Origin of the sequence: Streptomyces acidiscabies, from assembly GCF_020010905.1 — a bacterium.
Lineage (GTDB): Bacteria > Actinomycetota > Actinomycetes > Streptomycetales > Streptomycetaceae > Streptomyces > Streptomyces acidiscabies.
The window spans coordinates 3,006,353-3,027,327 of the sequence record NZ_JAGJBY010000002.1; the positions used below are offsets into that span (position 1 = coordinate 3,006,353).

Below are 20,975 nucleotides of genomic sequence, written 5' to 3' on the forward strand. Positions count from 1 at the left end.
CCATGTCGACCAACCCCTTCGAGGACGACGACGCCCGCTACCTGGTGCTCACCAACGACGAGGGCCAGCACTCGCTGTGGCCGGCGTTCGCCGAGGTGCCGGACGGCTGGACCGTCGCACATCCCGAGGACACGCGCCAGGCGTGCCTGGAGTACGTCGAGCGGAACTGGACGGACATGCGGCCCAAGAGCCTCGTGGAAGCCATGGGCGCCTGAGATGACGGCGACCCCCACCGACACCCTCGACTACCCGGCGGCGATGGCGAGCGACGCCTTCCGCCGGGACCCGTACCCCTTCTACGCCCGGATGCGGGACAGCGACCCCATCCACCGTACGGCGCAGGGGATTTGGTACGTCTTCCGGTACGACGACATCGAACAGGCCCTGGGCGACCTGCGGTTGTCCAACGACAAGGACCGGATGACCGGCGCGCTCGTTGCGCAGGACGGGCGGATGCGGCAGCTGAGCCGGCTGGTCGCGCGGCTCGGACGCGTCATGAGCAACACCGACCCGCCGGACCACGCGCGGCTCAGGAAACTCGTCAACAAGGCCTTCACCGCACGGCGGGTGGAGGAACTGCGGCCCAGGATCCAGGGGGTCGTGGACCGGCTGATCGACGAGGCCGACGGCTCCACGTTCGACGCGCTCGCCGCCGTCGCCTCCCCCCTCCCGCACGCCGTGGTCTGCGAGCTGTTCGGCATCCCCGAGGCGGACCGCGCCCAAGTCAAGGAGTGGTTCCGGGGGTTGGGCCGGATCCACGAGGACATCGAGAAGGCCGAGAAGGTCGTCGACGCCTTCGAGACGTACCTGACCGGCCTCGCCCGCGAGCGCCGCGCCGACCCGGGCGACGACCTGATCAGCGCACTGGTCACCGCGCAGGCGCAGGACGACCGGCTCACCGACCACGAGGTCCTCTCCACCTGCTTCATGCTGATCACGGCGGGCGACGAGACCACCACCAACCTCGTCGGCAACGGCCTCCTCGCCCTCCTGCGCCACCCCGACCAGCTCGAACACCTGCGCTCCGAACCGGAGTTGATCCGCCAGGCGGTGGAGGAGTTCGTCCGGTACGACACCCCGAGCCAGGCCATCGTGCGGGTGGCCGCCGAGCAACTCGACCTCGGCGGCCGTACGTTGCCCCCCGGTGACCTGGTCTACCTGCTGCTCGCCTCGGCGGGCCGCGACCCCGGACGGTACGACGACCCCGACCGCCTCGACCTGACCCGCGCCCACCCCCGGCACCTCGGCTTCGGCCACGGACCGCACTTCTGCCTGGGCGCCCCGTTGGCCCGCCTGGAGGCCGAGATCGCCGTCTCCACGCTCCTCGCCCGCTGCCCCGGCCTGCGCCTCGCGGCCGGCCCGGACGCGCTGGACTGGCGCCCCAACCCGCTGCAACGCCGCCTCACCGCGCTGCCCGTCACCCACGACTCAAGGAAGTGATCACCGAGGTGACCGAGACTCAGGAACTCACCCCCACCCGCGAGTTGAAGGTGAACCGCGAACAGGTCCTGCCCCGCACGCCGGACCGTGTCTTCCGGGCCGTCGCCACCACCGAGGGCAACGTCGGCTGGCTGTACCCCATGGACGTCGAACCCCGTCTCGGCGGCGCCGTCTCGCGCGGCTCCTCCACGGTCGTCGCCTGGGACCCGCCGCACGAATTCGCCTGCCGCACACCGGACTTGGACGGCTTCACCAACACCCTCAGCTACCGCGTCGAGCCGCACCCGGACGGCTCCCTGCTGCGGATGGGCATCCACTGGGTGCACACCGGCACCCCCGACGACGGCTGGGACACACGCGCCGACGCGGCCGAACGGCACGTCGACTTCTACCAGCACAGCCTCGCGGAGTACCTGCGGCACTTCGACGGCCGCCCCGCCACGTACGTGAAGGCGTCCAGGCCCGGACCGCCGACGTCGCCGGATGCCTTCGACGCCGTACGGGAAAGGCTCGGTGTGCCCCCGGAAGCCGCAGCGGGAGACATCGTCCGGGCCCTGCTGCCCGGCGGCCCGGTCGAGGTCCAAGTCGACCATCGCGACGGGGACTTCCTCGGCCTGCGCGGTCCCGACGGCCTGTACCGCTTCTACAACGGGGCCCGCTGGGGCTGGCCGTTGTGGGTCGGCCACCACCTGTTCACACCGGTGCCGGACACCGACGACGCCACGTGGGACACGTGGCTCACCGAAACGGCCCCCTGAAAGGAGCACACCCATGCAGACGCAGACCCCGACCCTCGTCTACTCCGCCGAACTCGTCGAGCAGGACGGCGTCTTCACCCTCGTCGTCACCGACCGGACCCACGACACCGTGCAGTCCGTCCAGGTCCCGAAGCGGGCCGTCGACAAACTGCCCTACTTCCTCTCGCTGCTGACGTCACGTCAGTTCGGCATGTTCCGCTAGCAGTTAGGCGCCATCTCCATGCCCCACCTCGCTCCCACCCGGCACCTCGCCCCGCCCCCACAGCACACCGCCGACCGCTGGTTCCGCGTCCACCGCACCGCCCGCCCACCCCGCCGGCGCCTGATCTGCTTCCCCCACGCGGGCGGCACCGCCCAGTTCTTCCACGGCTGGAGCGCCCACCTCCCGGCCGACGTCGAAGTGCTCGCCGTCCGCTACCCCGGCCGCCAGGACCGGCTCATGGAGCCGTGCATCGCGGACATGACCGCGATGGCGGACGCCGTCACCGAGGCCCTCGCCGGTCAACTGGACCTCCCCGTCTCGCTGTTCGGCCACAGCATGGGCTCCGCGATCGCCTACGAGGTCGCCCTCAGGCTGGAGCGGCGCGGCGTACGCCCCGAGCGGCTGTACGCGTCCGGCAGGGCCGCCCCGCACCGCGCCCGCCCCGCCGGGGTGGACCCGGACGACGAGGCAGGACTGATCGCGACCGTGCGCGCACTGGGCGACTTCCAGGCCGAGGTGTACGACATCCCGGAGCTGCGCGAACTCCTCCTGCCCGCCCTGCGCGCCGACTACCGCCTGATCGAGACCTACCGCCCGCCCCGCGCGATCCCCCTGCGCACCCCCGTGACCGCCTACACCGGCCTCGACGACACCCACTGCCCTCTCGCCGACGTCCACGCCTGGTCCGAACTCACCACCACCGACTACGAATTGCGCACCTTCCCCGGCGACCACTTCTTCCTCGTCCCCCACGAGGCGGAACTCGTCCAGGACATCGCCGTCCGCCTGCACTGAACTCCCCGCTCTGGAGCACCACGTGACCGACCTGACGGACACCCCGCCCAGCCGCCCCCCGAACGAACTCCTCCTTCTCGACCCCGACTTCCTCGCCGACCCGGCTGCCAGCTTCGGCGCGGTCCGCGAGCAAGGCCCTGTCGTACGCGGCTGGTTGACCGAGACGCAGCCCGTATGGCTCGTCACCCGCTACGACGACGTCCGCGAGGGGCTGCGCGACCACGCGCGCTTCGTGCACACCCCCGCGAAGATCGACGGGCACACCGGCGAGGACCCGCGCCGCGTCCTCGTCGACATGCTCAACCTGCCCGAGGAGATGCGGAAGTACTTCCTCGTCTCCGCCCTCGACGCCGACCCGCCCGCCCACACGCGGCTGCGCGGGGCCGTCGCCCGCACCTTTACCGCCCGCCGTATGCAGGCGCTGCGCCCGCGCATCGCCGAGATCACGCACGACCTGCTCACCGAGGCGCTCGCCAACTCGGTCGACGGGACACTGGAGTTGGTGGAGATCGAGACGATCACCCGGCTGCTCGACGAACGCCGCCCGGCCCCCGGCGAAGACCTCCTCAGCGGGCTCGCGTGCGGGCTGGACGAGGTCGAAGCCGTCGCCATGGTCATGAACATCGTCATGGCCGGCTACGACAACACCGCCCAGCTCCCGACATCGTCGTCCGGATGCGGCTCGCCGCCGAGGATGTCGAACTGCACGGGGTGCGGGTGCGGAAGGGGGACTGCGTGCAGTTCGTCCTCGTCTCCGCCAACCGCGATCCCCGGCGCTTCCCCAACTCCGGCTGGCGGGTGGGGCGGAGAGCCTGAAGCGGGACGTCATTCCGGGGACCGCGCCGAGACTTCCGGAGCTGCGGGTACTGGTCTGACGGCACCGTCGGCTCCCTGATATCCCATCACCCGGTGCAAGTGAGGTGGAACAGTTCCCACGAGCCGAAGGTCGCCAAAGTCGCATCCGTATGGAGGGCTTCGGTGGTCCGGCCACCCCCACCCACAGCAGTGAGAAGATGCCCGTCGACCACTTGGATGAGATTCGGGTTGGAGAAGAAGCGGAACTCCTCCCAGGTCGACAAGACGGTCGCATCTGTGTGGATGGCGTCGGCGCTGGCCTGACCTCCTCCGCCCACGGCGGTGAGGTAGTTCCCGTTACTGGTTCTCAGCCCGTAGTGGAGGTTGTCTCCCGCAGGCACGAACGTGAACTTCTCCCATGCCCCGGCAACGGTCCGATCGGTCTGGATCGCGTTCGTCGTGTGCCCTCCCCCGTCGACCGCCGTCAGGTGGTTTCCGTTGACGGTCCGGATGGTGCAGGCCTGTAGAGCCGCCGGCTAAGCCTCGCTCGCCGACGCCTCTGCGGGCAGGTTCAGCCCCACGATCCCGGCTGCGGCAACCGCAACGCCCGCAGCACGCCCGAGCTTGTTCCTGATGTTCATGCTTCATTTCCTCGTTCCAGCAGAACGGCGTCCGGTCAGCAGTGCGGAATGGACCCGTTGGCTGCGGCGCTGTTGTCCACGTACGGTGCGTACGTCCATCCGGTGACGGTCAGTTCGAGTCCGCCGAGGTGGGCGTAGCGCTCGTCGAGGGTGTGGTACCAGATGTTTCCCCGGCCCAGGTTCTGACCGGTGCTCCAGCAGTTGGTCAGGAGCTGGTCACCGCTCCAGAGGTCCGGTACTCCGACCGTGCCGGAGGCCAAGTTGGTGCTGACGAAGACGGCCGCGCCGACCTGCACGGTGAGCAACGAGCTCGCGGACGCGCTCCCCGCCGTCGCCAGCACCAGCCCCCCGGCACTCAGCGCGGCAACTGCCGCCATCGAGGCGCCACGGCGCCGGATCTTGACTCTCATATCTGCCTCCCGATCACTTGGGTGAGCACACCATCCCGGCCGCCGGCGGCGGGGAAAATACGTTTCGGCCCTCGCCGAAACCTGGGACGATCGCCATCGCCAGCACGTCCCGACGTACCGCGGAGGGCAATACGGTGTTGCGCATCCACTTCACGCTCACCGACCTGGCGCGTACCCGGCTGGCAGATGCACCGAGTCCCCTCGGCGTGACTGCCTTCAGCGCCAGCCGACTTGTGCACCGTACGGGGACCTCGGAACTCGACCTGTGGCGTCGTACCGTCAGAACCGCGTTGAAGCCGTCCGCGCCGCCACTGCTGAGCGGGCTGACACCGACCTCGTCCTCCCACCCCGTGCCCCGCTTCCTCCGTCCTCAACAGGGCCTGCACACGCTGGAGGAGGAACTGGACCGGCTGCTGGCCACGCCCCGACAGGAGTTGCGCGCGGACCTGGAGTACGTGGCCCAGCACCGGAGTCTGCCCGGGTGGGCCCGCGAGCTTGCCGACGGTGACCGGGCCGCCGCGGCCAGGCTTGCCCAGTCCATCCGCGACTACCACCGCATCGCCGTCGCACCGTACTGGCGCGGCCTGGCCTCCACGATCGCCGCGGACCTGGCGGAGCGTGCACGGCAGTTACGGCACGGCGGCCTGGAACAAGTGCTGAGCACCTTGCACCCGCGCATGCGCTGGCGCCCGCCACACCTGGAGATCGAGGCCCCGGACGACCTGGACTTCCACCTGGGCGGGCGGGGACTGCTGCTCGCCCCGGCCGCCTTCATGTCCTACGTTCCCTGCGACCCGGACGAGGAACGGGCGACCGAGCAGCCGACGTTGTACTACGACGTCGCCGGCGACGGCCCTCCCCGGGCTCTGGCAACCGGCCTCCACGGTCCCCATGGCGGGCTGGCCGCCCTGCTGGGGCACAGCCGCGCGGCTGTGCTGGAGGTGATCGCGGAGGGGGCTTCCACCAGCCAACTCGCCCGCAGGGTGGGCCTGTCGATCGCCTCTGCCAGCGAACACGCGACGGTCCTGCGGCACGCTGGCCTGGTGACCACCCACCGCACCGGCAGGACCCGCCACCACAGTCTCACCCCCCTGGGCGCGGAACTCCTCCTCCACGCCGCGGCCTCACCCCTGCCCGACCGCCGCTGACCCCTCCAACTGAGGTCAGGAAAGGCTCACTATCAACTGAGTTCGAAAAACGGCTCAGTTGTGCGAATTCCGCCGCGCCCCGGGGATTGCCGAATTCCTCCCTGGTCCCCGTATTCCCGTCGCTAAAGTGGCCGTGCTGTCAACCGGTCAGGGTGAGGGGAGGTACGTGTGCGCGATACGCGGGAAAAGGAGAACGACGGCCCCACGGTCGTCGTTCTCACCGCGTCGGACATCGAATTCGACGCGGTGGAACGGCTGTTGGCGGGGGACCCGGAGAGTGCCGCCCGCGACGAGATCGGCACCGTGTACCGGCTCGGCTGGATCGACGGGACACCCTGGCGGGTCGCTCTCGCGGAGATCGGTACGGGGAACGGGGGAGCGGCGGTGGTCGCGACCCACGCGGTGAAGCGGTTCCAGCCCCGGCTGGTGATGTTCGTCGGCACCGCCGGGAGCCTGAAGGAGAGCGTGGCCGTCGGGGACGTGGTGGTCGCGACCAAGGTGTACGGGGTCCACGGCGCCAAAGTCACCGACGACGGCTTCCACGCCCGGCCCGAGTCCTGGCAACTCGCCCACGAGGTACGGCAGTCGGCGACCACAGTGCACCGCCGCTGGCGCCGGGACCCCGCCGCACCGCCCGTCCACTTCAAGCCGGTCGCCGCCGGGGAGGTCGTCCACGCGGGGGAGGACACCGCGTACTCCAGGCAGTTGCGCCGGCACTACGAGGACGCCGTGGCCGTCGAGATGGAGAGCGCGGGGGTGTCGCAGGCCGCGCACATGCATCGGGGGTGGCCTGCGGTGACCGTACGGGGGATCGGTGACCGGACGCGCGAGGGGACGGAGTTGGGGGCCCGGAACGCGGCGGCGTTCGCGGTGGCGGTGATCCGGGAGGTGGAGTGCGACGAGGGCGAGGTGGCCGTACCCGAGGTGGTCGTACGGCGGGCAGGGGCTCCGCGCGGGTGGCGGGCGGGGGCCTCTGTGCGCGTCGGACACGCGGAGTTTCTGCTGGAGGCCGATCAACTCGGTGAGCTGGGTGGGGAGTTCTGGGGGAGGGCGCTGTGGCTCGGCCGGAGACAGCAACATGCCTGGCTGCGGCGGGTCGACGGGCCGGGGGACGGGCGGGAAGCGCTGCGGTTGGAGAACGAGTTCCTCACGCGAAGGCCGTACGGGGCGCTCCCGGGACGCGGAGTCCATGAGGAACTGGGCGGCACCGCCGTGCTGGCTCTGCCCTGGCCGGGCCGGTCCAGGGGGCCGGCGCCGACCGCTGCGGAGGCCTACGGCACGGAACCGGTGTTCGGCAGCGCACAGGGATGGGTCCTCCTGGCCTGCGGCCACTTGGCCGAAACGCTCGGCGTCCTCCACGAACAGGGTGTGACCCACCGCTGCCTGGCCCCGGAGACCGTCCTCCTGTGGACGGCGGGAAAGCCGCGTCTGCGCGACCTCGGCGCCGCCTTCCGCCGCCCCCGCCCCGGCGAGGGCTACGCCGGCTACCGAGCCCCCGAGCAGGAGTACGCCACCTACCGCCCCGACCTCATCGGCCCGCCCACCGACGTGTACCAACTCGCCGCCCTCACCTACCGCTTGCTCACCGGCACACCCCCGACCCCACCCCGCGTCCTCCCCCTGCGGACGTACCTGCCGGACGCCCCCGCCCACCTGGACGACCTCCTCCGCGCCGCCCTCGCCCCCGACCCCGCCGCCCGCCCCACCGCCCCCGAACTCGCCGCCCACCTACGCCGATCCGAGAACCACACCTCATGCTGACCCGCACCCTGGACCTCCCCACCCCCCTGGTCCTCACCCCCTCCCGCTCCCTCGACGGCATCCTCGCCCGCCTCTGCCGCGACCACCCCCATCTCCCCGGCACCATCGAGGAGTTGGAGGCCGACCTCGCCGCGAGGGACGCCACCCCCGCCACCTTCCCCCCGCCCGGCAAACGCCAACAGGCCCTCGCCCTGTACGGCAGGGGCTGGCTCGCCCTCCTCGTCCCCGCGCCGGACGCCCGTGGCTACCAGGTCCGCACGGTCACCCCCCTCCGCTTCGACGACCACCACCGCCTGGCCCGGGGCTGCCTCCTGCTGCGCCCCACCGCATGGACGGTCCGCGACACACCCCCGGCCCACGCGGACACCCACTGGGACCGCCTCACCGCCGAATGGGACCTCCTCCGCAAGGAGATCGCGACGAAGGGCCACACGGCCCCCGACGGACGCGAGGCCCGCCACCTCGACCTCCTCACGAAGGCCGTCGACACGGAACACGAGCTGCAACGCGAACGAGCGGCGGCGGCACGGCCGTTCACCTACCGGGACGTCCTCCCGACGGCCCACCGCGCGACGTACACGTTCGTCCTGCACGGACGCCGGTTCCCCGCCGAGGACGAGGTCCTCAGGATCGGCGGCGAACCGGCCCTGCGCGGCCAGGTGTTGTCGGTCGACCAGCGAGGCGCCCGCCTCACCCTGGCCCTGGACCGGCCCGTCGACTGGCAACACCTCCCGAAACAGGGCGAGTTGCAGCGCGTCGAGAACACCACGGTCCACGCCCGCCGCACCGACGCCCTCACGGCGCTGCGCGACGGCCACACCCGCAACCCCCACCTCCTCCCGATCCTCGCGGGCACCCGCGCACCCCGCCCGGGTGCGGGCACGGAACCCCGCAGAGCCCTGCGGGGCCAGCGCAACCCCCGTACACAGCACGACACTTCGGTTCTCGACCAATGGCAGCAAGCCGCCCTCCACACCGCCCTCGCCACCCAAGACCTCACCGCGATCATCGGCCCGCCCGGCACCGGAAAAACCACCGTCATCACCGAACTGGCCCGCGCATCAGCCGGATCGGGCCAACGCGTCCTCCTCACCGCCCACAGCAACACCGCCGTCGACAACGTCCTCACCCGCCTCCCCGCCGACCTCGTCACCCTCAGAGTCGGCCCCGAGCACCGCGTCGACCCCGCCGCCCGCCACCTCCTCCTCGACCACCGTGCGACGGACCTCCGCCAGGGCATCCTGGACCGCGTCGGCGCCCGCCTCTCCGCGCACACCTCGGGCGGCCCCGGCGCCGACCACTGGCCGAAGGCGCTGTACGAGGCCGTCGGCGCCCTGGAGACGGCGCTGGGGCGGGAGCGGGACGCGAGGGCGGCACTGGACGAGGCCCGCCGCAGCGTCGCGGGCCCGGCGCAGCTGCGTCTTGACCGCATCGCCGTACGCCTGAGCCGCACCCTGGACCGCAGGACCCGCACGGCGGACCGGCTCACAAAGCTCACCGACCTCACCAACCCCACCGACCTCGCCGAGGAACGCCCAGGCTGGTGGCGCCGACGCCAACTCGCCCGCGCCGAAAAGGCATTGACCGTCTACGACGAGGCGATCGAGCAGGCCGAACGTGAGCGCCGTACCGCCGAGGACGCGCTCGACGAGGCGACCCGCGACCACCCCGCCGTGCACGAGCAGCGTGAGAACGTGGAGCGGGCCGCGCGGGAGGTGACCCGGTGGCGCAAGGAGGCGGAGTACGCCGAGGCCCCGTGCCGCGCGCTGCTCGCGCCCGTGGGCGACGCACCGGAGGACCTGTACGAGTTCGCCCGCTGGACCCGCACCGCGCACCCCCTCCTCGCGGCCCGCCGCACGGTCCTCGCGCAGTGGCGGGACGACGTCCGCGCGGCGAACGGCCAACTGCACGCCGAACTCGTCCGGTACGCCCATGTCGTGGGCGCCACCAGCAGCGGCTCCGCCGGACCGGCGCTGCTGACCGGCGTCGAGTTCGACCTCGTCGTCGTGGACGAGGCCGGGCAGATCACCACGGCCGACGCGCTCGTCCCCCTGGTGCGCGCCCCGCGCGCGGTCCTGGTCGGCGACCACCGCCAGCTCCCGCCGTACGCGGACGACGAGACGGTCTCCCGGGTCCACGCCGAACACGGCCCCGACGCCGCCGAGTTGACCGTACGCAGCATCCTCGAACTCCTCCAGGACCACCTCCCGGACACGGCGGTCGCCCACCTGCGCACCCAACGCCGCATGCCCCGGGAGATCGCCGACTTCTGCTCGAAGGCGTTCTACGACGGCCAGTTGCTCACACCGGCCCCCCCGGACCCCGGCAGCACGAGCCACCCCCACCACTCAGCCAACCCCCGCCGCCCCCACACCACCCCCCTGGAAATCCCCGACTGGCCCACCCTCACCCCCCTCTTCCGCACCCCCCTAGCCCTGATCGACACCTGCGACCTCCCCCCGACAGACCGCGCCGAAAGCGGCGACCCCCGCTCCCGCGTCAACCGCGCCGAAGCCGACCTCCTCGCCGCCCTCGCCCGCCGCTGCACGGCCGACGACGAGGAGTGGGCGGTCATCGTCCCCTACCGCGCCCAAGCCGCCCTGATCCGCAACCTGTTGAAGGACCTCCCGCCCGGCACGGGCGACATCGCGACCGTCGACTCCTTCCAGGGCGGCGAACGGGACGTGATCCTGTACGGCTTCACCCGCTCCAACCCGAGCGGAGCGGTCGGCTTCCTGGACGAACTCCGCCGCGCGAACGTCGCGTTCACCCGGGCCCGGCGCCGCCTGATCCTCGTGGGCGACTTCGACACCCTCACCCGGGCCACCGACGAGGGCTTCCGGGACCTCGCCCGCGCCCTGCGCGAACACACGGCGGACGTCGGCGAGTTGCTGCCGTCCCGCGACCTCGAAGCACGCCTCGGAGCCCGCACCGCATGATCCCCCGCCAGCGCAACAACCCCCTCGGCTTCCCGCCCGCCCGCGCCGTCGAGCACGCGGCGTTCCACCTGAGGGCCGCCCCCGAGACGGTCCACCACCTCCTGCTGCCGGTGTGGCGGGTGGAGGTCGAGGCGAAGGTGACGACCGCCGAGCCGTACCAGCTCATCGACCGCTACCTGATCCGAGCCGTGGCCGAAGCGGGGGTCACCACTCCCGAGGGACTCGCCTCGTTCCTCGCCCTGGACCCGGCGCTGACCCGCCAGGCCCTCGCCTACCTCACAGCCGTCGGCCACCTCACCGAAAACCAGGGCGAGTTGGCGCTCACCCCCCTCGGTGAACGCTCCCTGGAAGCGGGCGAGATGTACACGGTGAAGCTCGGCGACCGCCGCATCGTGTACTTCGACGCCTGGACCGGCACCCCCCTACCCGAGAGCTACGCCGAACGGGGACCGGCAGGCCCGTCCCCCCTGGACACCTGGACCTCACCCCCCGCCCTCCTCGCCCCCGACCCCTTCCGCCCGGAGGCCGCCGAGGCCCTCGCGGAACCCGGCGTCGCCGACCCCAAGGCCCTGGCCTGGGACGTCGAGTACCTCCTCGCCCACGTCGTGCGCACCGCCGACGGCCGCCACCTGGTCTGCACCCGCCCCCACCGGGGCGAACCCGACCCGGTGCTGAGCCGCGCCCTGGACGGCGCCCCCGGCTGCGTCAGCGCCCTCGCGGTGGCGAGCGGTGACGCGCGCCGGCGGTTCGAGGAGGAGGCGGGCCGCTGGCTGAGCCGCCACAGCCTCGCCGACCACCGCCCCCACCGCGACCCCGGGGGCCCGCACCGCGTACGTCTTGCGGAGGACGCCTGGGCCGAAAACGCCGGCCACCCCGACCTCCCCCCGCTCGGCTCGGTCGTCGTCCTGCGCTCCGGCGGCTTCTTCCAGCTCTGGTGCGAGGACCCCCGGGCCCGCCGCCGCGAACTGCGCCGCCGCATGGACGCGTTCGGGACGGCCCGCCCGCGCGACACCGAGACGCTGCGCCTACAGGAATTCCGGTTCGCCGCACTCCTGGACGTCCAACCCGGTCAGAAATAGTCACCGGAAAGAGAAAAAAGAACACAGTCAACCGCTGATCGATTTCGCATCGAACTCCCCGCAACTAATTCGCCACGCTCTTATGGAAATCAGACACGTCGGCTGCCCGGCGGGAATAGCGTGAATGTCCACACGGAGGTGCCCCTGGGGAGAGGGGCGCCTCCTGAGGTGACGCGATTTCCGGACGCGATTTCAGGGGAGCACCGAGATTGACCATTTCACGGGTACTGTGCGCCGTCACGGCCGCCCTGGCCATACCCGCAGCAGCCGCACCCGCCGTGCAGGCCGCACCCGCCCCGGCGTCCGACCGTCCCGTCCACTATGTCGTGGCCGCCGACGAGTCCGCCAGCCTGGACCCCACCGACGTCGACCGGGAGCGTGAGGCCGTCGGCGCGATCGCCGTCAGCGAGCCCTCGAACCGCTCCACGCTGGAGGTCCTGGGCTTCGCGAGCGCAGAGAAGGAGGGCCAGACCGCCGTCGACAAGGTGTGCCCGGCCCGCGCCCTGGACGCGCTGGCGCGGGCCAAGACGGCCGACTGCGCCCGGCAGTTGCGCCGCCGCGAGCAGAGCGAGGGCGCGGGCACGGACTTCATCGAGGTGATCCGGCAGGCCGTCGCCGACCTGCGGACCGCGCCGGACACCGACCCGCGCGTCCTGTTCCTGATGACGGACGGCGTCCTGGAGGTGAAGGACAGCCTCAAGTACCGGAACCTGGACGCCCGTACGGCCCAGGACGCGGCGGAGAAGGACCTCGCCGACGCGCTCGCCGAGGCCGCCGCCGCACGGGTGCAGATCTGGCCGCTCGGCTTCGGCAAGGCCGACGAGGAAGCGCTCAAGAAGATGGCCGACGCCGGCTACCGGGCGGGCTGCGCGAACCTGAAGGACGCCCGCCCCCGCCCCCACATGGCCGTCGACCCGCAGCAGATCAGCGGCGCCCTCCAGGACGCCTTCGCGACAGCCCGCTGCTACTACCGCGAGGAGGGCGGCTCGAAGCGCCCGCCGGGCGAACTCGCCGTACGGATCTCGCCGTTGGCGACGGAGGGCACGATCGTCGTCGAGAAGGGCGACCCGGCCGTCACCGTCAAGTACTACGACCCGAGAGGCAGGCGCGTCGACCCCGGCACGCGGGACGCGGACTCGACGTACGCGTTCACCGGCCAGGGCACCGCCACCGAGTCCCTGCGCATCACCCGCCCCCTGCCCGGGAGTTGGCGGGTCGCGCTGGACGCGCCCGAGGGGCACCGGGACAAGGCGGCCAGCGTCAGCGTCCTGTGGCACGGCGCGGTGCGCTCCACGATCTCGCTCAGCGAGTACGCGCCCGCGCCCGGCGCGAAGGTCGAGATGCGGGTGCCGATCCTGACCCGCGAGGAGTCCGTCCCGGACCCGCGCGACCTGCGCGGCATCACGGTCACCGGCACCCTCACCGGCAAGGGCATCGACAGGCCGGTGCCGTTCGCGCTGGCCGGGGACGGCCACGGCAGGTTCGCCGGCACCGTCACCGTCCCCCGCCAGGCGTCCGGCGCCCTCATGTTCACGTCAACCGTGTCCGCCGTCGGCCTCCAGCCCGACGTACGCAGCCAGCCCGCCGCGATCTTCACCGCCGGCCGGGCCGTGGAAGCCGCCCTCGCGCTCGGCGGCGCCGAACTGCACCCCGGGGACACGCACGAGGCGCAGCTCACCGTCACCAACACGGACACGAAACCCCACACCCTGACCCTCGCCTTCGCCGACACGAAGGCCACCGGACTCACCCTCACCCCACGCCACGTGACGGTCGGACCCGGCGCCGAGGCCCACCGCACGACGGTGAAACTGACCGTCGGCGACCACCTCGGCTTCCGCGTCCGCACCGACCCCACCGCCCTCGGCGGCAAGATCGTCGTCACCGACGACACCGGCGTCGTCCTCGACGACCAGCTCCTCGACGTGGTCTCGGTCAGCAGGAAAAGCAACCCGTTGAAGTGGATCGTGGCGGGCGCTGCCCTGCTCCTGCTGCTCGCCGCCGCCTTCTACGGCCTGCGCCTCTACACCCGCAGGCGGGCCGCACGCCCGCGCGGGACGCTCGTCCTGGAGGACCCCTGGGGCCGCGAACTGGCGACCCACCCGGTGCTGGACGGCCGCGCGGGCTGGTACCGGTTCGACGTCGAGGACGACGGCGACAGCCCCCGCGTACGGCGCTCCGCGCAAGGCGAGTGGGCCATGCGCCGCACCCCCGAGGGCGACGTCCAACTGCGGCGCGGCGCCGAGGAATCGGTGACCGTACGGCCCGGCGAGGGCGCGAGCGCCGGCGCCGACCTGGTCCTGAAGGTCGTCGACGGTACCCCCTCGCCGCCCCCGGACACCTGGTCGCCGTACGCCTCCGAGGTCGGCCACCCCGACCTGTGAACCGCCCGCAGGAAGGCACCCCATGAAGATCAACCAACCGATGCTGTACGTCGGCCTGGGCGGCACCGGCGGGCTCGTCGGCGCCGAACTGGAACGCCGGCTGCGCGCCGCCCTGTGCGGCCCGGACGGCACCGCGCTCGCCTCGCGCGGCATCAACCAGCGCTACCAGCTGCCCGAATGCCTCCAGTTCGTGTACGCCGACTACAGCGAGGCCGAACTCGCCCGGCTCCCGCACCTGAGCGTGGAACCCGCGCTCCAGGGGGCGTACGCGCGCACCGCCCGCGCCACCCACGATCTCCTTCCCGGCTACGACAGTTCGCCGAGCGTGACGCGCGAACTGCGCGCCGCGATCCCGCGCGAGACCCGCGACTGGCTGCCCCCGCAGGCCACCGAACCGAGGATCACCCCGCTGCGCAACGGCGCGGGCCAGCTCCCCACGGTCGGCCGCGCCGCCCTGTTCGGGACGCTCCTGCGGGACGATCTGACGCCGGTGATGGGCCCGTTGCAGCAGGCCATCGACATCATCGGGCGCTCCGGCGGCGAGTTGAGCCGCCTCGGCGGCGGACCGATCTCCGGCTGCGACGTGTTCGTGGCGTTCTCCGTCGCCGGGGGCACCGGCACCGGGATCTTCCTGGACTACCTGCACTTCATCGGGCAGGCGTTCAAGGAGAAGAACTTCAGCGGCGCCCGCATCTACCCGCTGGTCGTGATGCCGTCCGCGTTCCCGCTCGCCAAGGGCGGCGGCCGGGACGCCGAACTCAACGCCGCACGCGCGGTGGTGGACCTGTTCCGGCTGGTCGACGAGCAGAACGTGCCCGTCGCCGACGACGTGATCGGCGACGTCGACCACGCCTCCGGGACCGCGATCCGCTACCCGCACGACCGCGTCGTACGCCTGGACGCCGGGGTCATGCCGACGGCGTTCCTCTTCAGCCGCACCGCCGGGATCCGCCCGGACGACCTGCGCCGGTCGATGGTGTCGCTCATCATGTCGCTGATCGGCGCCGAACTGGGCGACGCGCCCGGACGGGACGACGAGCACCAGACGTTCGCGTCCAGCTTCATCAACTCCGATGCCAAACGGCGGATCCGCGCGAAGTCGGGCATCGGTCACCGGGGCGTCTCGACGAGCCTGGTCGCCTCGATGACCGTCCCCTTGGAGCCCCTCGCCGACCTGGTCTCGGCGCGTCTGCTCGCGCACGGCGTGTCCCGGCTCGCGGACTCCTCCGCGCAGCACAGCCACGAGTACGCCGGGACGGTGCGCCGCATGTTCGCGGACGCGGGCCTGGAGGAGCTGTGGAACCGCGACCCCCTCCCGCCGCCCGAGGCACGCCCCGCGCAGCGCGGCGGCGCCGGCATCGAGGAGTCCCTGACGACCCGACTGCGCGAGATGCAGGCGACGTTGGAGGATCTACGGCGCCGGGTGGCGCGCCGCGTGCCGGTGCTCGCGGAGCAGTTCTCGCCGCAGACGGCGCTGGAGCGCGCCCTGCGCACCATGGACCCCTTCCAGGTCGAACGCGTCGTCAAGGGCGTCCCCGGCGACCCCGACCCGGTCACCCGGCAAGGTGTCCTCGGCATGCTGGAGAGCCGGGGCCGCGAACCCGGCGGCGGCGAGCACCGGGCCCTGCTCCCGCCGCCCGTACCGAAGTTCAAGGACGGCATCACCGCCCGCCTCGCCCGCACCCGGCACGACGAGCTGAGGGCGCGCACCGAGGCCGAGCAGAACACCTGGTACGCGGCGCGCTCCAAGGCGATCTGGCACGAGGCGTGGCGGGCGGAGGAACAGCGCTGGCGCCCCAAGGCCGCCGCGCTCACCGCCGAGATCACCGCCCTCGTCGAGGTGTTCCACAAACACCGCGAGGAGGAGCCGCGCGCCTACAAGGCGCAGGTTCTGGAGCTGTACGACGACCGCACGGGTGTCTCCTACCTGCTGCCGCCGCAGAACAACCTCACCGATTTCTACGACGACCTGCGCGAACGCCTCACGAAACGCGAGAACTTGAGGGACAGCGACGACGAGGCGGCGCTCGTGCACGCGCTGGTCGGCGCCGACGCGTGGCAGGCCGCGCGCACGACCGCCCGCCGCAACCCGGACGCGGCCGTCGCGCCCGTGAAGGCGGCGATCGAGCAGCGGATCAAGCAACTCTTCGCGCAGAGCGGCACGTTGCACGACGAGAAGCCTCTCCTGCCGTCCATGGCCATGCTGCTGGAGGCTGCGGCCGGGGTCGGCGCCGCCGCCGAGTCCGTCGGCAAGGCCGCGCTCGACCAATTCCGGTTCAAGATCGCCGGGTTGATCCCGCACGGCTTCGTCCCCGAGGGCGGCGGACCGCTCAAGGTCCTTGTCGTCTACCCGCGTTCCTCGGCGAAGGACACCGTCGAGGACTACCTCCGCAAGCACCTCTCGCTGCCGCGCGGGAGCACCGAGTTCAACGGCGTGGACACCGACTCGATCACCGTCGTCCTGTTCCGCCGCGAGATGAGCCTCACCGAAGTCCCCGAGGTCCGCAAGGTGTTGAAGCGCTGGGCGAAGGCGCGCGAGACGGAGGTCGCGGCCGACTACCTCGACTGGCGCCAGCGCCTCGGACGCGGCGGCGAGTGGCTCGCGGCGACCACCGAGGACCGCCGCGAGATTCTGCACCGGCTGCTGTGCGCCCTGTGGAAGGGGCAGGTCGAGGTCGTCGAGGGCACCGACCACGAGCCCGTGAAGGTCCTGGTCCGCCTGCACAGCAGCCTCCCCGACGACGTCACCACCGACGTCCCCGGCATCGAACTGCGCCTCGGCGACCGGCCCCAGCGCGGCGTCTCCGGCTGGGCGAGGCTCCTGCACGCCTACGAACAGATCGCCCTCCTCACCGAGGACGCCGTCGTCGAGACGTACTGCCAGGCCCTCATGGAACGCAGCGCGAACAACCTCGGCGAGGAGCCCCACCCGCTGTACACGTACGTCGTCGAGGAACTGGCGCCCCGTCAGATCGCCCTGATCCGCGACCGGTTGACGCGCTCCGTGCACACCTCCGGCGAATGGGCCGACTCCCTCCTGGAGTTCTGGACCGACCTCCTGCCCGCCGCCCTCGACATCCCGTTCGCCGACAAGAACGCCGTCGCGCCGACCCTGCGCTCACTGCGGCACGCGCTGCGCGAGATCGACGTCATCGAGGTGACGGAACGTCAGGAACCGCGTGCCCGGGGCGCGTTCCCCTGGGACAACCGCCCCGACGCCGGGGAACCCCAGCGCGAACGGCCCCTGCCGCCCTTCGCCGGTGCCACCGCCGGGTCCGACGGCTGGCCCGGCGAGGAACCCGACACCCCCGCCCCCGTCTGGGCCGAGGCCCGCGAACAGGAGCCGGTCCGGCGCCCCGGCGCGGGCGAGGCCGGCGACCCGTGGAAGGACGTCGAATGACGAGCCCGGTCATCGTCCTCGACCTCAGGCAGGGCGCGAGCGGCCTCACGGACGCGGCCGGGCTGCGGTCCGCCGTCGCCGAACGGCTGCGCGAGGTGGGCCGGCCCGAACCCGCCGACGGCCACTACCGGTTCCTGATCGTCGACACGCCCGCCGGGCTCGGGCTGCGGCACAGCGTGTACGAGCGCGTCATCGCCTACGGCAAGCGGACCTCCGTACTCGCCCTGGCCGTCGGGGAGTTGACGCCGCCGCCGGAGCCGCCCGCGCCCACCGCCGAGGCGTGGGACCCGCTCGCGGGGCCGTGGGACTTCGGGCCGGGCGACGGCTGGGGCGCTTCCCCGGGCTCCGCCACAGCACCGGCGTACGCGCCCGCCGACCCCTGGAACCCCGGCGCCCCCGACCCCGCCCGCCCCACCCACCACGGCCCCCGCCTCACCCGCCCCGCCGCCCTCCGGGGCGAGGGCTGCGGGCTCCTGTGGGCCGGCGACCTTCGCGCGGCCCGCACGGCGGGCGACCCCGACGTCACCCCCGACGACCCCCGCGCCCTCTCCGTCCTCGTCGATGTCCTGTGCGGCCTCTTCGACGACGTCCTCGACCGGCTCGCCGCCCTCACCGACTCCGCCGCCGTCCCCGCCGTCCGCTTCCTGGAGCACGACCTGTCCCCGGCGGCCCGCGACCGGGCCTGGACGGACGCCCTGCTGCGCCTCGCGGGCGACACCGAACAGCCCCTGCCGGAAGGGGTGCTGGACCTGGGCGACCTGCTCTCCGGAACCGGCGCGGACGTCCGCGCCACCCCCGGAGGCCGCCTGGACCGCTCCCGCAGGCGCTGCGCCGACACCCTCGCCGCGCTCGCCCGCGCCCGCCGCACCGGCGCTGCCCCCGACGCGCTGGCCGACGCGGTGGAGGCCCTGGAACGCCACCGGGCCCTGATCGTCGAGGTGTTGAGGTTCGAGGACCCGCCGACGGCGGACGTGACGGTCGCGCCGAGCGCGCTCACACGCGAGGACCTCGCGCGGGCCCTGCGCGTCGCGACCGAGCAACTCCTCGACCGGGGAACCCCGTTGCGCGCGGTGGCCGCGCAACTCGTCGCCCTCGGCGAGGAGATCGTGCCCGCCGCGAGCACGGAAGCCGTCTCGGAGGCCGACCGCCGCTGCTCGCCCGACCGCATCGCCGCGATCACCTCGCACCAGCCGTACCCCGTCCGCCCCAGCCTCCCGCTCGCCCTCCTCGCGGGCGCCGCGTCCGGGCTCGTGCCACTGGGCGCGCCGGTCGTGCTGGCCGCGATCTGGGCGGGCCTGCGGAACCTCAGGGCCGGGCTCCTCGCGACCGCCGCCTTCGTCCCCGGCGTCGCGGCCGGCGTCCTCGCGGCCCGCGCGCTCGACCTGCCCGCCTGGACCCCCGTACCCGCCCTGACCTGCGGCCTGCTCGCCGCCCTGCTGCTGGCCCGCCTCGGCCGGCGGGCCGCCGCCGACGCCTGGTGGCGGACCTCCGGCGCCGACGGCACCGGCCGTATCCTCACCGACCTCGACGCGGCCCTCGCCGAGGGCGCCGCCCGCCGCTGGTGGGCCGCCGGGCACCGCCGCGACCTCGCCGACCTGGCCCGCGCCGCCGCTGGGGTCCTGCGCGCCGCCGCCGACACCGCCCAGGAGTGCGCGGGCGTCCCCCGGCCCCGGCAAGGGGCGTACGACAGCCTGGGGGAGGGCCTCAGGCTCGTCCCGCCGGAGCTGCTCGACCCGCCGACGGCCACCGGCGCCGACGTACCCCGCTGGCTGGGCCGCGAGGCCGGCGAGGGCGGACCGGCGCTGGTCGCGACCCTGCGCGACGACCTCGACGCGGCCGTACGCACCACCCTCAGCTGGAGCGCGTCCCGGACGCGCGGTGACGTACGCGCCCTGTTCGACGCGGCCCGGCGGCACATCGACCGGCACGGCGTCGTCGCCCCCTCCCCGCACCGCCCCGACCGTGAACGCCCCGACACGGAGGCGCTGTTGGGGGTCGCCGCCCGCGAATCCGATGATGACGCGGCGGATACGGCGGACCTCGTCGAACTGGTCACGCCGAAACAGTCCGCGCTGCTCAGCAAGGACCCCGGCCAGGCCCGCCGCATCCGGTTCGCCCCGCACACCGCGCGCCGCCCCGCCTGGGCCGCCGACCAGCCCGTCCTCTTCCCCGGCCGCTACAGCGGCACCCTGCGCCTCACCCCCCTGCGCCACGGCGTCATCGACACCGTCCGCCGCACCGCTGCCGCCGCCGACACCGAGGACACCTGGTGAACGACACCCCCAAGGGCCGCCTGTCCTTCCTCACCCCGCAGGGCGTACGCCGCACCGAGCCCGTGACCGTCGGCGAACCCCGCCGCCGCACCGTCCCGCCCCCGCTCACCGCCCGCGACGCACGCCTCGCCGACCGCCCCGTCGTCCGGCTCACCGCCGCCGACCCCGAGACCGGACCCGCCCGCCTCGAAGCCGAGGCCCGCGCCGCGCTCACCGTGCACCGCGCCTTCGGCACCACCCCCTACCGCAGCCTGTTCCCGGCGCTCGTCGGCCACGACATGGACGCCGACGAGCCGTTCCTCCTCTACGAGCCCCCGCGCGGCGAACCAGCCGCCCGCCTCTCCTACGGCATCTCCACCACCGAACAGCGCACCGTGGAACGCGACTTGGTGCTCGCCGTCCGGCTCCTGGAGAGCGTCGGGCTGGTCCACACGGGGCTCGTCCCGGCGGCCGTGCGCTGGGACGGCAAACACGTCCAGCTCTGGGACCTCGCCTCCGCCGCCCCGCTCGGCGCACCCCGGCTGCCCGCCGGGACCCCGCCGTACGCATCTCCCGAACAACGCAGGGGAGTTGGCCGCTACGACGCCCGCGACGCCCTGTGGAGCGCCGCGCAGATCGTCTACCAGCTCGCCGCCGGACACCCCGGCGACCCCGACGGGCCGCCCGCCGACCTCGCCTCCTACCGCTCCCTCGAACTCGGCGACGCCTTCGCCCCCTTGGCCGACGCCCGCCCCGAACCCGCCCTGGTCCTGGCCCGGTTGATGCCGGGCCCCGACCCGGCCGCGCTCGCCGAGGCCCGCCCCGACCCCCTCGAACCCCACCGGCAGGAGTACGACCGCGCGATGGAACGCAAACGCAGGGCCGCCGGCGTCGTCCCCGACCGGCCCCCCGCCCCCGCCGGGCCCGGGCCCGCCCGGCGCCGCACCTGGTTCGGCGGGAGGGCCTACTGA

16 protein-coding genes are annotated in these 20,975 nt (G+C 73.0%); 14 read left to right on the forward strand and 2 right to left on the reverse strand.

Annotated elements, in window-relative coordinates:
* The first annotated feature begins 2 nt into the window (after positions 1–2).
* Genes J8M50_RS39805 through J8M50_RS39830 form a run of 6 tightly spaced genes read left to right on the forward strand, consistent with a single transcriptional unit; the run spans position 3 to position 4,090 of the window.
* On the forward strand, positions 3–215 hold the full coding sequence (locus J8M50_RS39805) for an MbtH family protein (RefSeq protein ID WP_010357635.1): 213 nt from the start codon (positions 3–5) through the stop codon (positions 213–215).
* 1 nt (position 216) lies between these two features.
* Positions 217–1,440 (forward strand): cytochrome P450, encoded by a 1,224-nt coding sequence (locus tag J8M50_RS39810; protein ID WP_010357637.1) that lies wholly within the window; start codon positions 217–219, stop codon positions 1,438–1,440.
* An 8-nt stretch (positions 1,441–1,448) separates the two neighbouring features.
* Complete coding sequence (locus J8M50_RS39815) at positions 1,449–2,198, forward strand: SRPBCC family protein (protein ID WP_029184358.1); 750 nt, start codon at positions 1,449–1,451, stop codon at positions 2,196–2,198.
* Positions 2,199–2,211: 13 nt separating this feature from the next.
* Positions 2,212–2,400, forward strand: coding sequence for a hypothetical protein (locus J8M50_RS39820; RefSeq protein WP_010357640.1), 189 nt, complete (start codon positions 2,212–2,214; stop codon positions 2,398–2,400).
* An 18-nt stretch (positions 2,401–2,418) separates the two neighbouring features.
* Positions 2,419–3,195 carry a thioesterase II family protein gene (locus J8M50_RS39825; RefSeq protein ID WP_010357641.1) on the forward strand — a complete coding sequence of 259 codons (777 nt, stop codon included), beginning with the start codon at positions 2,419–2,421 and terminating at the stop codon, positions 3,193–3,195.
* A 22-nt stretch (positions 3,196–3,217) separates the two neighbouring features.
* Entirely contained in the window at positions 3,218–4,090 is an 873-nt protein-coding gene (locus J8M50_RS39830; protein WP_010357643.1) for a cytochrome P450 family protein, read from the forward strand.
* Between the two features lie 7 nt (positions 4,091–4,097).
* Here J8M50_RS39830 and J8M50_RS39835 read toward each other — a convergent pair whose 3' ends face one another.
* Positions 4,098–4,391 (reverse strand): fascin domain-containing protein, encoded by a 294-nt coding sequence (locus J8M50_RS39835; RefSeq protein ID WP_010357644.1) that lies wholly within the window; start codon positions 4,389–4,391, stop codon positions 4,098–4,100.
* 275 nt (positions 4,392–4,666) lie between these two features.
* On the reverse strand, positions 4,667–5,041 hold the full coding sequence (locus J8M50_RS39840; RefSeq protein WP_010357645.1) for a hypothetical protein: 375 nt from the start codon (positions 5,039–5,041) through the stop codon (positions 4,667–4,669).
* A gap of 134 nt (positions 5,042–5,175) precedes the next feature.
* On the opposite strand from J8M50_RS39840, the gene J8M50_RS39845 reads away from it, so the two are divergent.
* The 8 genes from J8M50_RS39845 (at position 5,176) to J8M50_RS39880 (ending at position 20,975) form a co-directional block, all read left to right on the forward strand.
* Complete coding sequence (locus J8M50_RS39845) at positions 5,176–6,189, forward strand: ArsR/SmtB family transcription factor (RefSeq protein ID WP_010357646.1); 1,014 nt, start codon at positions 5,176–5,178, stop codon at positions 6,187–6,189.
* Between the two features lie 168 nt (positions 6,190–6,357).
* Positions 6,358–7,950 (forward strand): phosphorylase family protein, encoded by a 1,593-nt coding sequence (locus J8M50_RS49870; RefSeq protein ID WP_010361067.1) that lies wholly within the window; start codon positions 6,358–6,360, stop codon positions 7,948–7,950.
* Complete coding sequence (locus J8M50_RS39855; protein WP_223786396.1) at positions 7,944–10,889, forward strand: AAA domain-containing protein; 2,946 nt, start codon at positions 7,944–7,946, stop codon at positions 10,887–10,889. The genes J8M50_RS49870 and J8M50_RS39855 overlap by 7 nt, the downstream gene beginning before the upstream one ends.
* The gene (locus J8M50_RS39860) at positions 10,886–11,968 is read left to right on the forward strand and encodes a hypothetical protein (RefSeq protein ID WP_010361068.1); all 1,083 of its coding nucleotides are present in this window, start codon (positions 10,886–10,888) and stop codon (positions 11,966–11,968) included. The genes J8M50_RS39855 and J8M50_RS39860 overlap by 4 nt, the downstream gene beginning before the upstream one ends.
* Positions 11,969–12,177: 209 nt before the next feature.
* A complete protein-coding gene (locus J8M50_RS39865; protein WP_050987439.1) occupies positions 12,178–14,352 on the forward strand; it encodes a vWA domain-containing protein in 2,175 nt (724 codons plus the stop codon).
* A 22-nt stretch (positions 14,353–14,374) separates the two neighbouring features.
* A complete protein-coding gene (locus tag J8M50_RS39870) occupies positions 14,375–17,752 on the forward strand; it encodes a tubulin-like doman-containing protein (protein ID WP_010361070.1) in 3,378 nt (1,125 codons plus the stop codon).
* Entirely contained in the window at positions 17,749–20,025 is a 2,277-nt protein-coding gene (locus tag J8M50_RS39875) for a hypothetical protein (RefSeq protein WP_223786397.1), read from the forward strand. Before J8M50_RS39870 ends, J8M50_RS39875 begins: the two co-directional genes overlap by 4 nt.
* On the forward strand, positions 20,022–20,975 hold the full coding sequence (locus tag J8M50_RS39880) for a protein kinase family protein (protein WP_050987294.1): 954 nt from the start codon (positions 20,022–20,024) through the stop codon (positions 20,973–20,975). The genes J8M50_RS39875 and J8M50_RS39880 overlap by 4 nt, the downstream gene beginning before the upstream one ends.

Coding starts and splice junctions, on each gene's coding strand:
- J8M50_RS39870 (WP_010361070.1), top strand. CDS start 14,375: ATGAAGATCAACCAACCGATGCTGTACGTCGGCCTGGGCGGCACCGGC.
- J8M50_RS39875 (WP_223786397.1), top strand. CDS start 17,749: ATGACGAGCCCGGTCATCGTCCTCGACCTCAGGCAGGGCGCGAGCGGC.
- J8M50_RS39805 (WP_010357635.1), top strand. CDS start 3: ATGTCGACCAACCCCTTCGAGGACGACGACGCCCGCTACCTGGTGCTC.
- J8M50_RS39855 (WP_223786396.1), top strand. CDS start 7,944: ATGCTGACCCGCACCCTGGACCTCCCCACCCCCCTGGTCCTCACCCCC.
- J8M50_RS39840 (WP_010357645.1), bottom strand. CDS start 5,041: ATGAGAGTCAAGATCCGGCGCCGTGGCGCCTCGATGGCGGCAGTTGCC.
- J8M50_RS39810 (WP_010357637.1), top strand. CDS start 217: ATGACGGCGACCCCCACCGACACCCTCGACTACCCGGCGGCGATGGCG.
- J8M50_RS39825 (WP_010357641.1), top strand. CDS start 2,419: ATGCCCCACCTCGCTCCCACCCGGCACCTCGCCCCGCCCCCACAGCAC.
- J8M50_RS39820 (WP_010357640.1), top strand. CDS start 2,212: ATGCAGACGCAGACCCCGACCCTCGTCTACTCCGCCGAACTCGTCGAG.
- J8M50_RS39860 (WP_010361068.1), top strand. CDS start 10,886: ATGATCCCCCGCCAGCGCAACAACCCCCTCGGCTTCCCGCCCGCCCGC.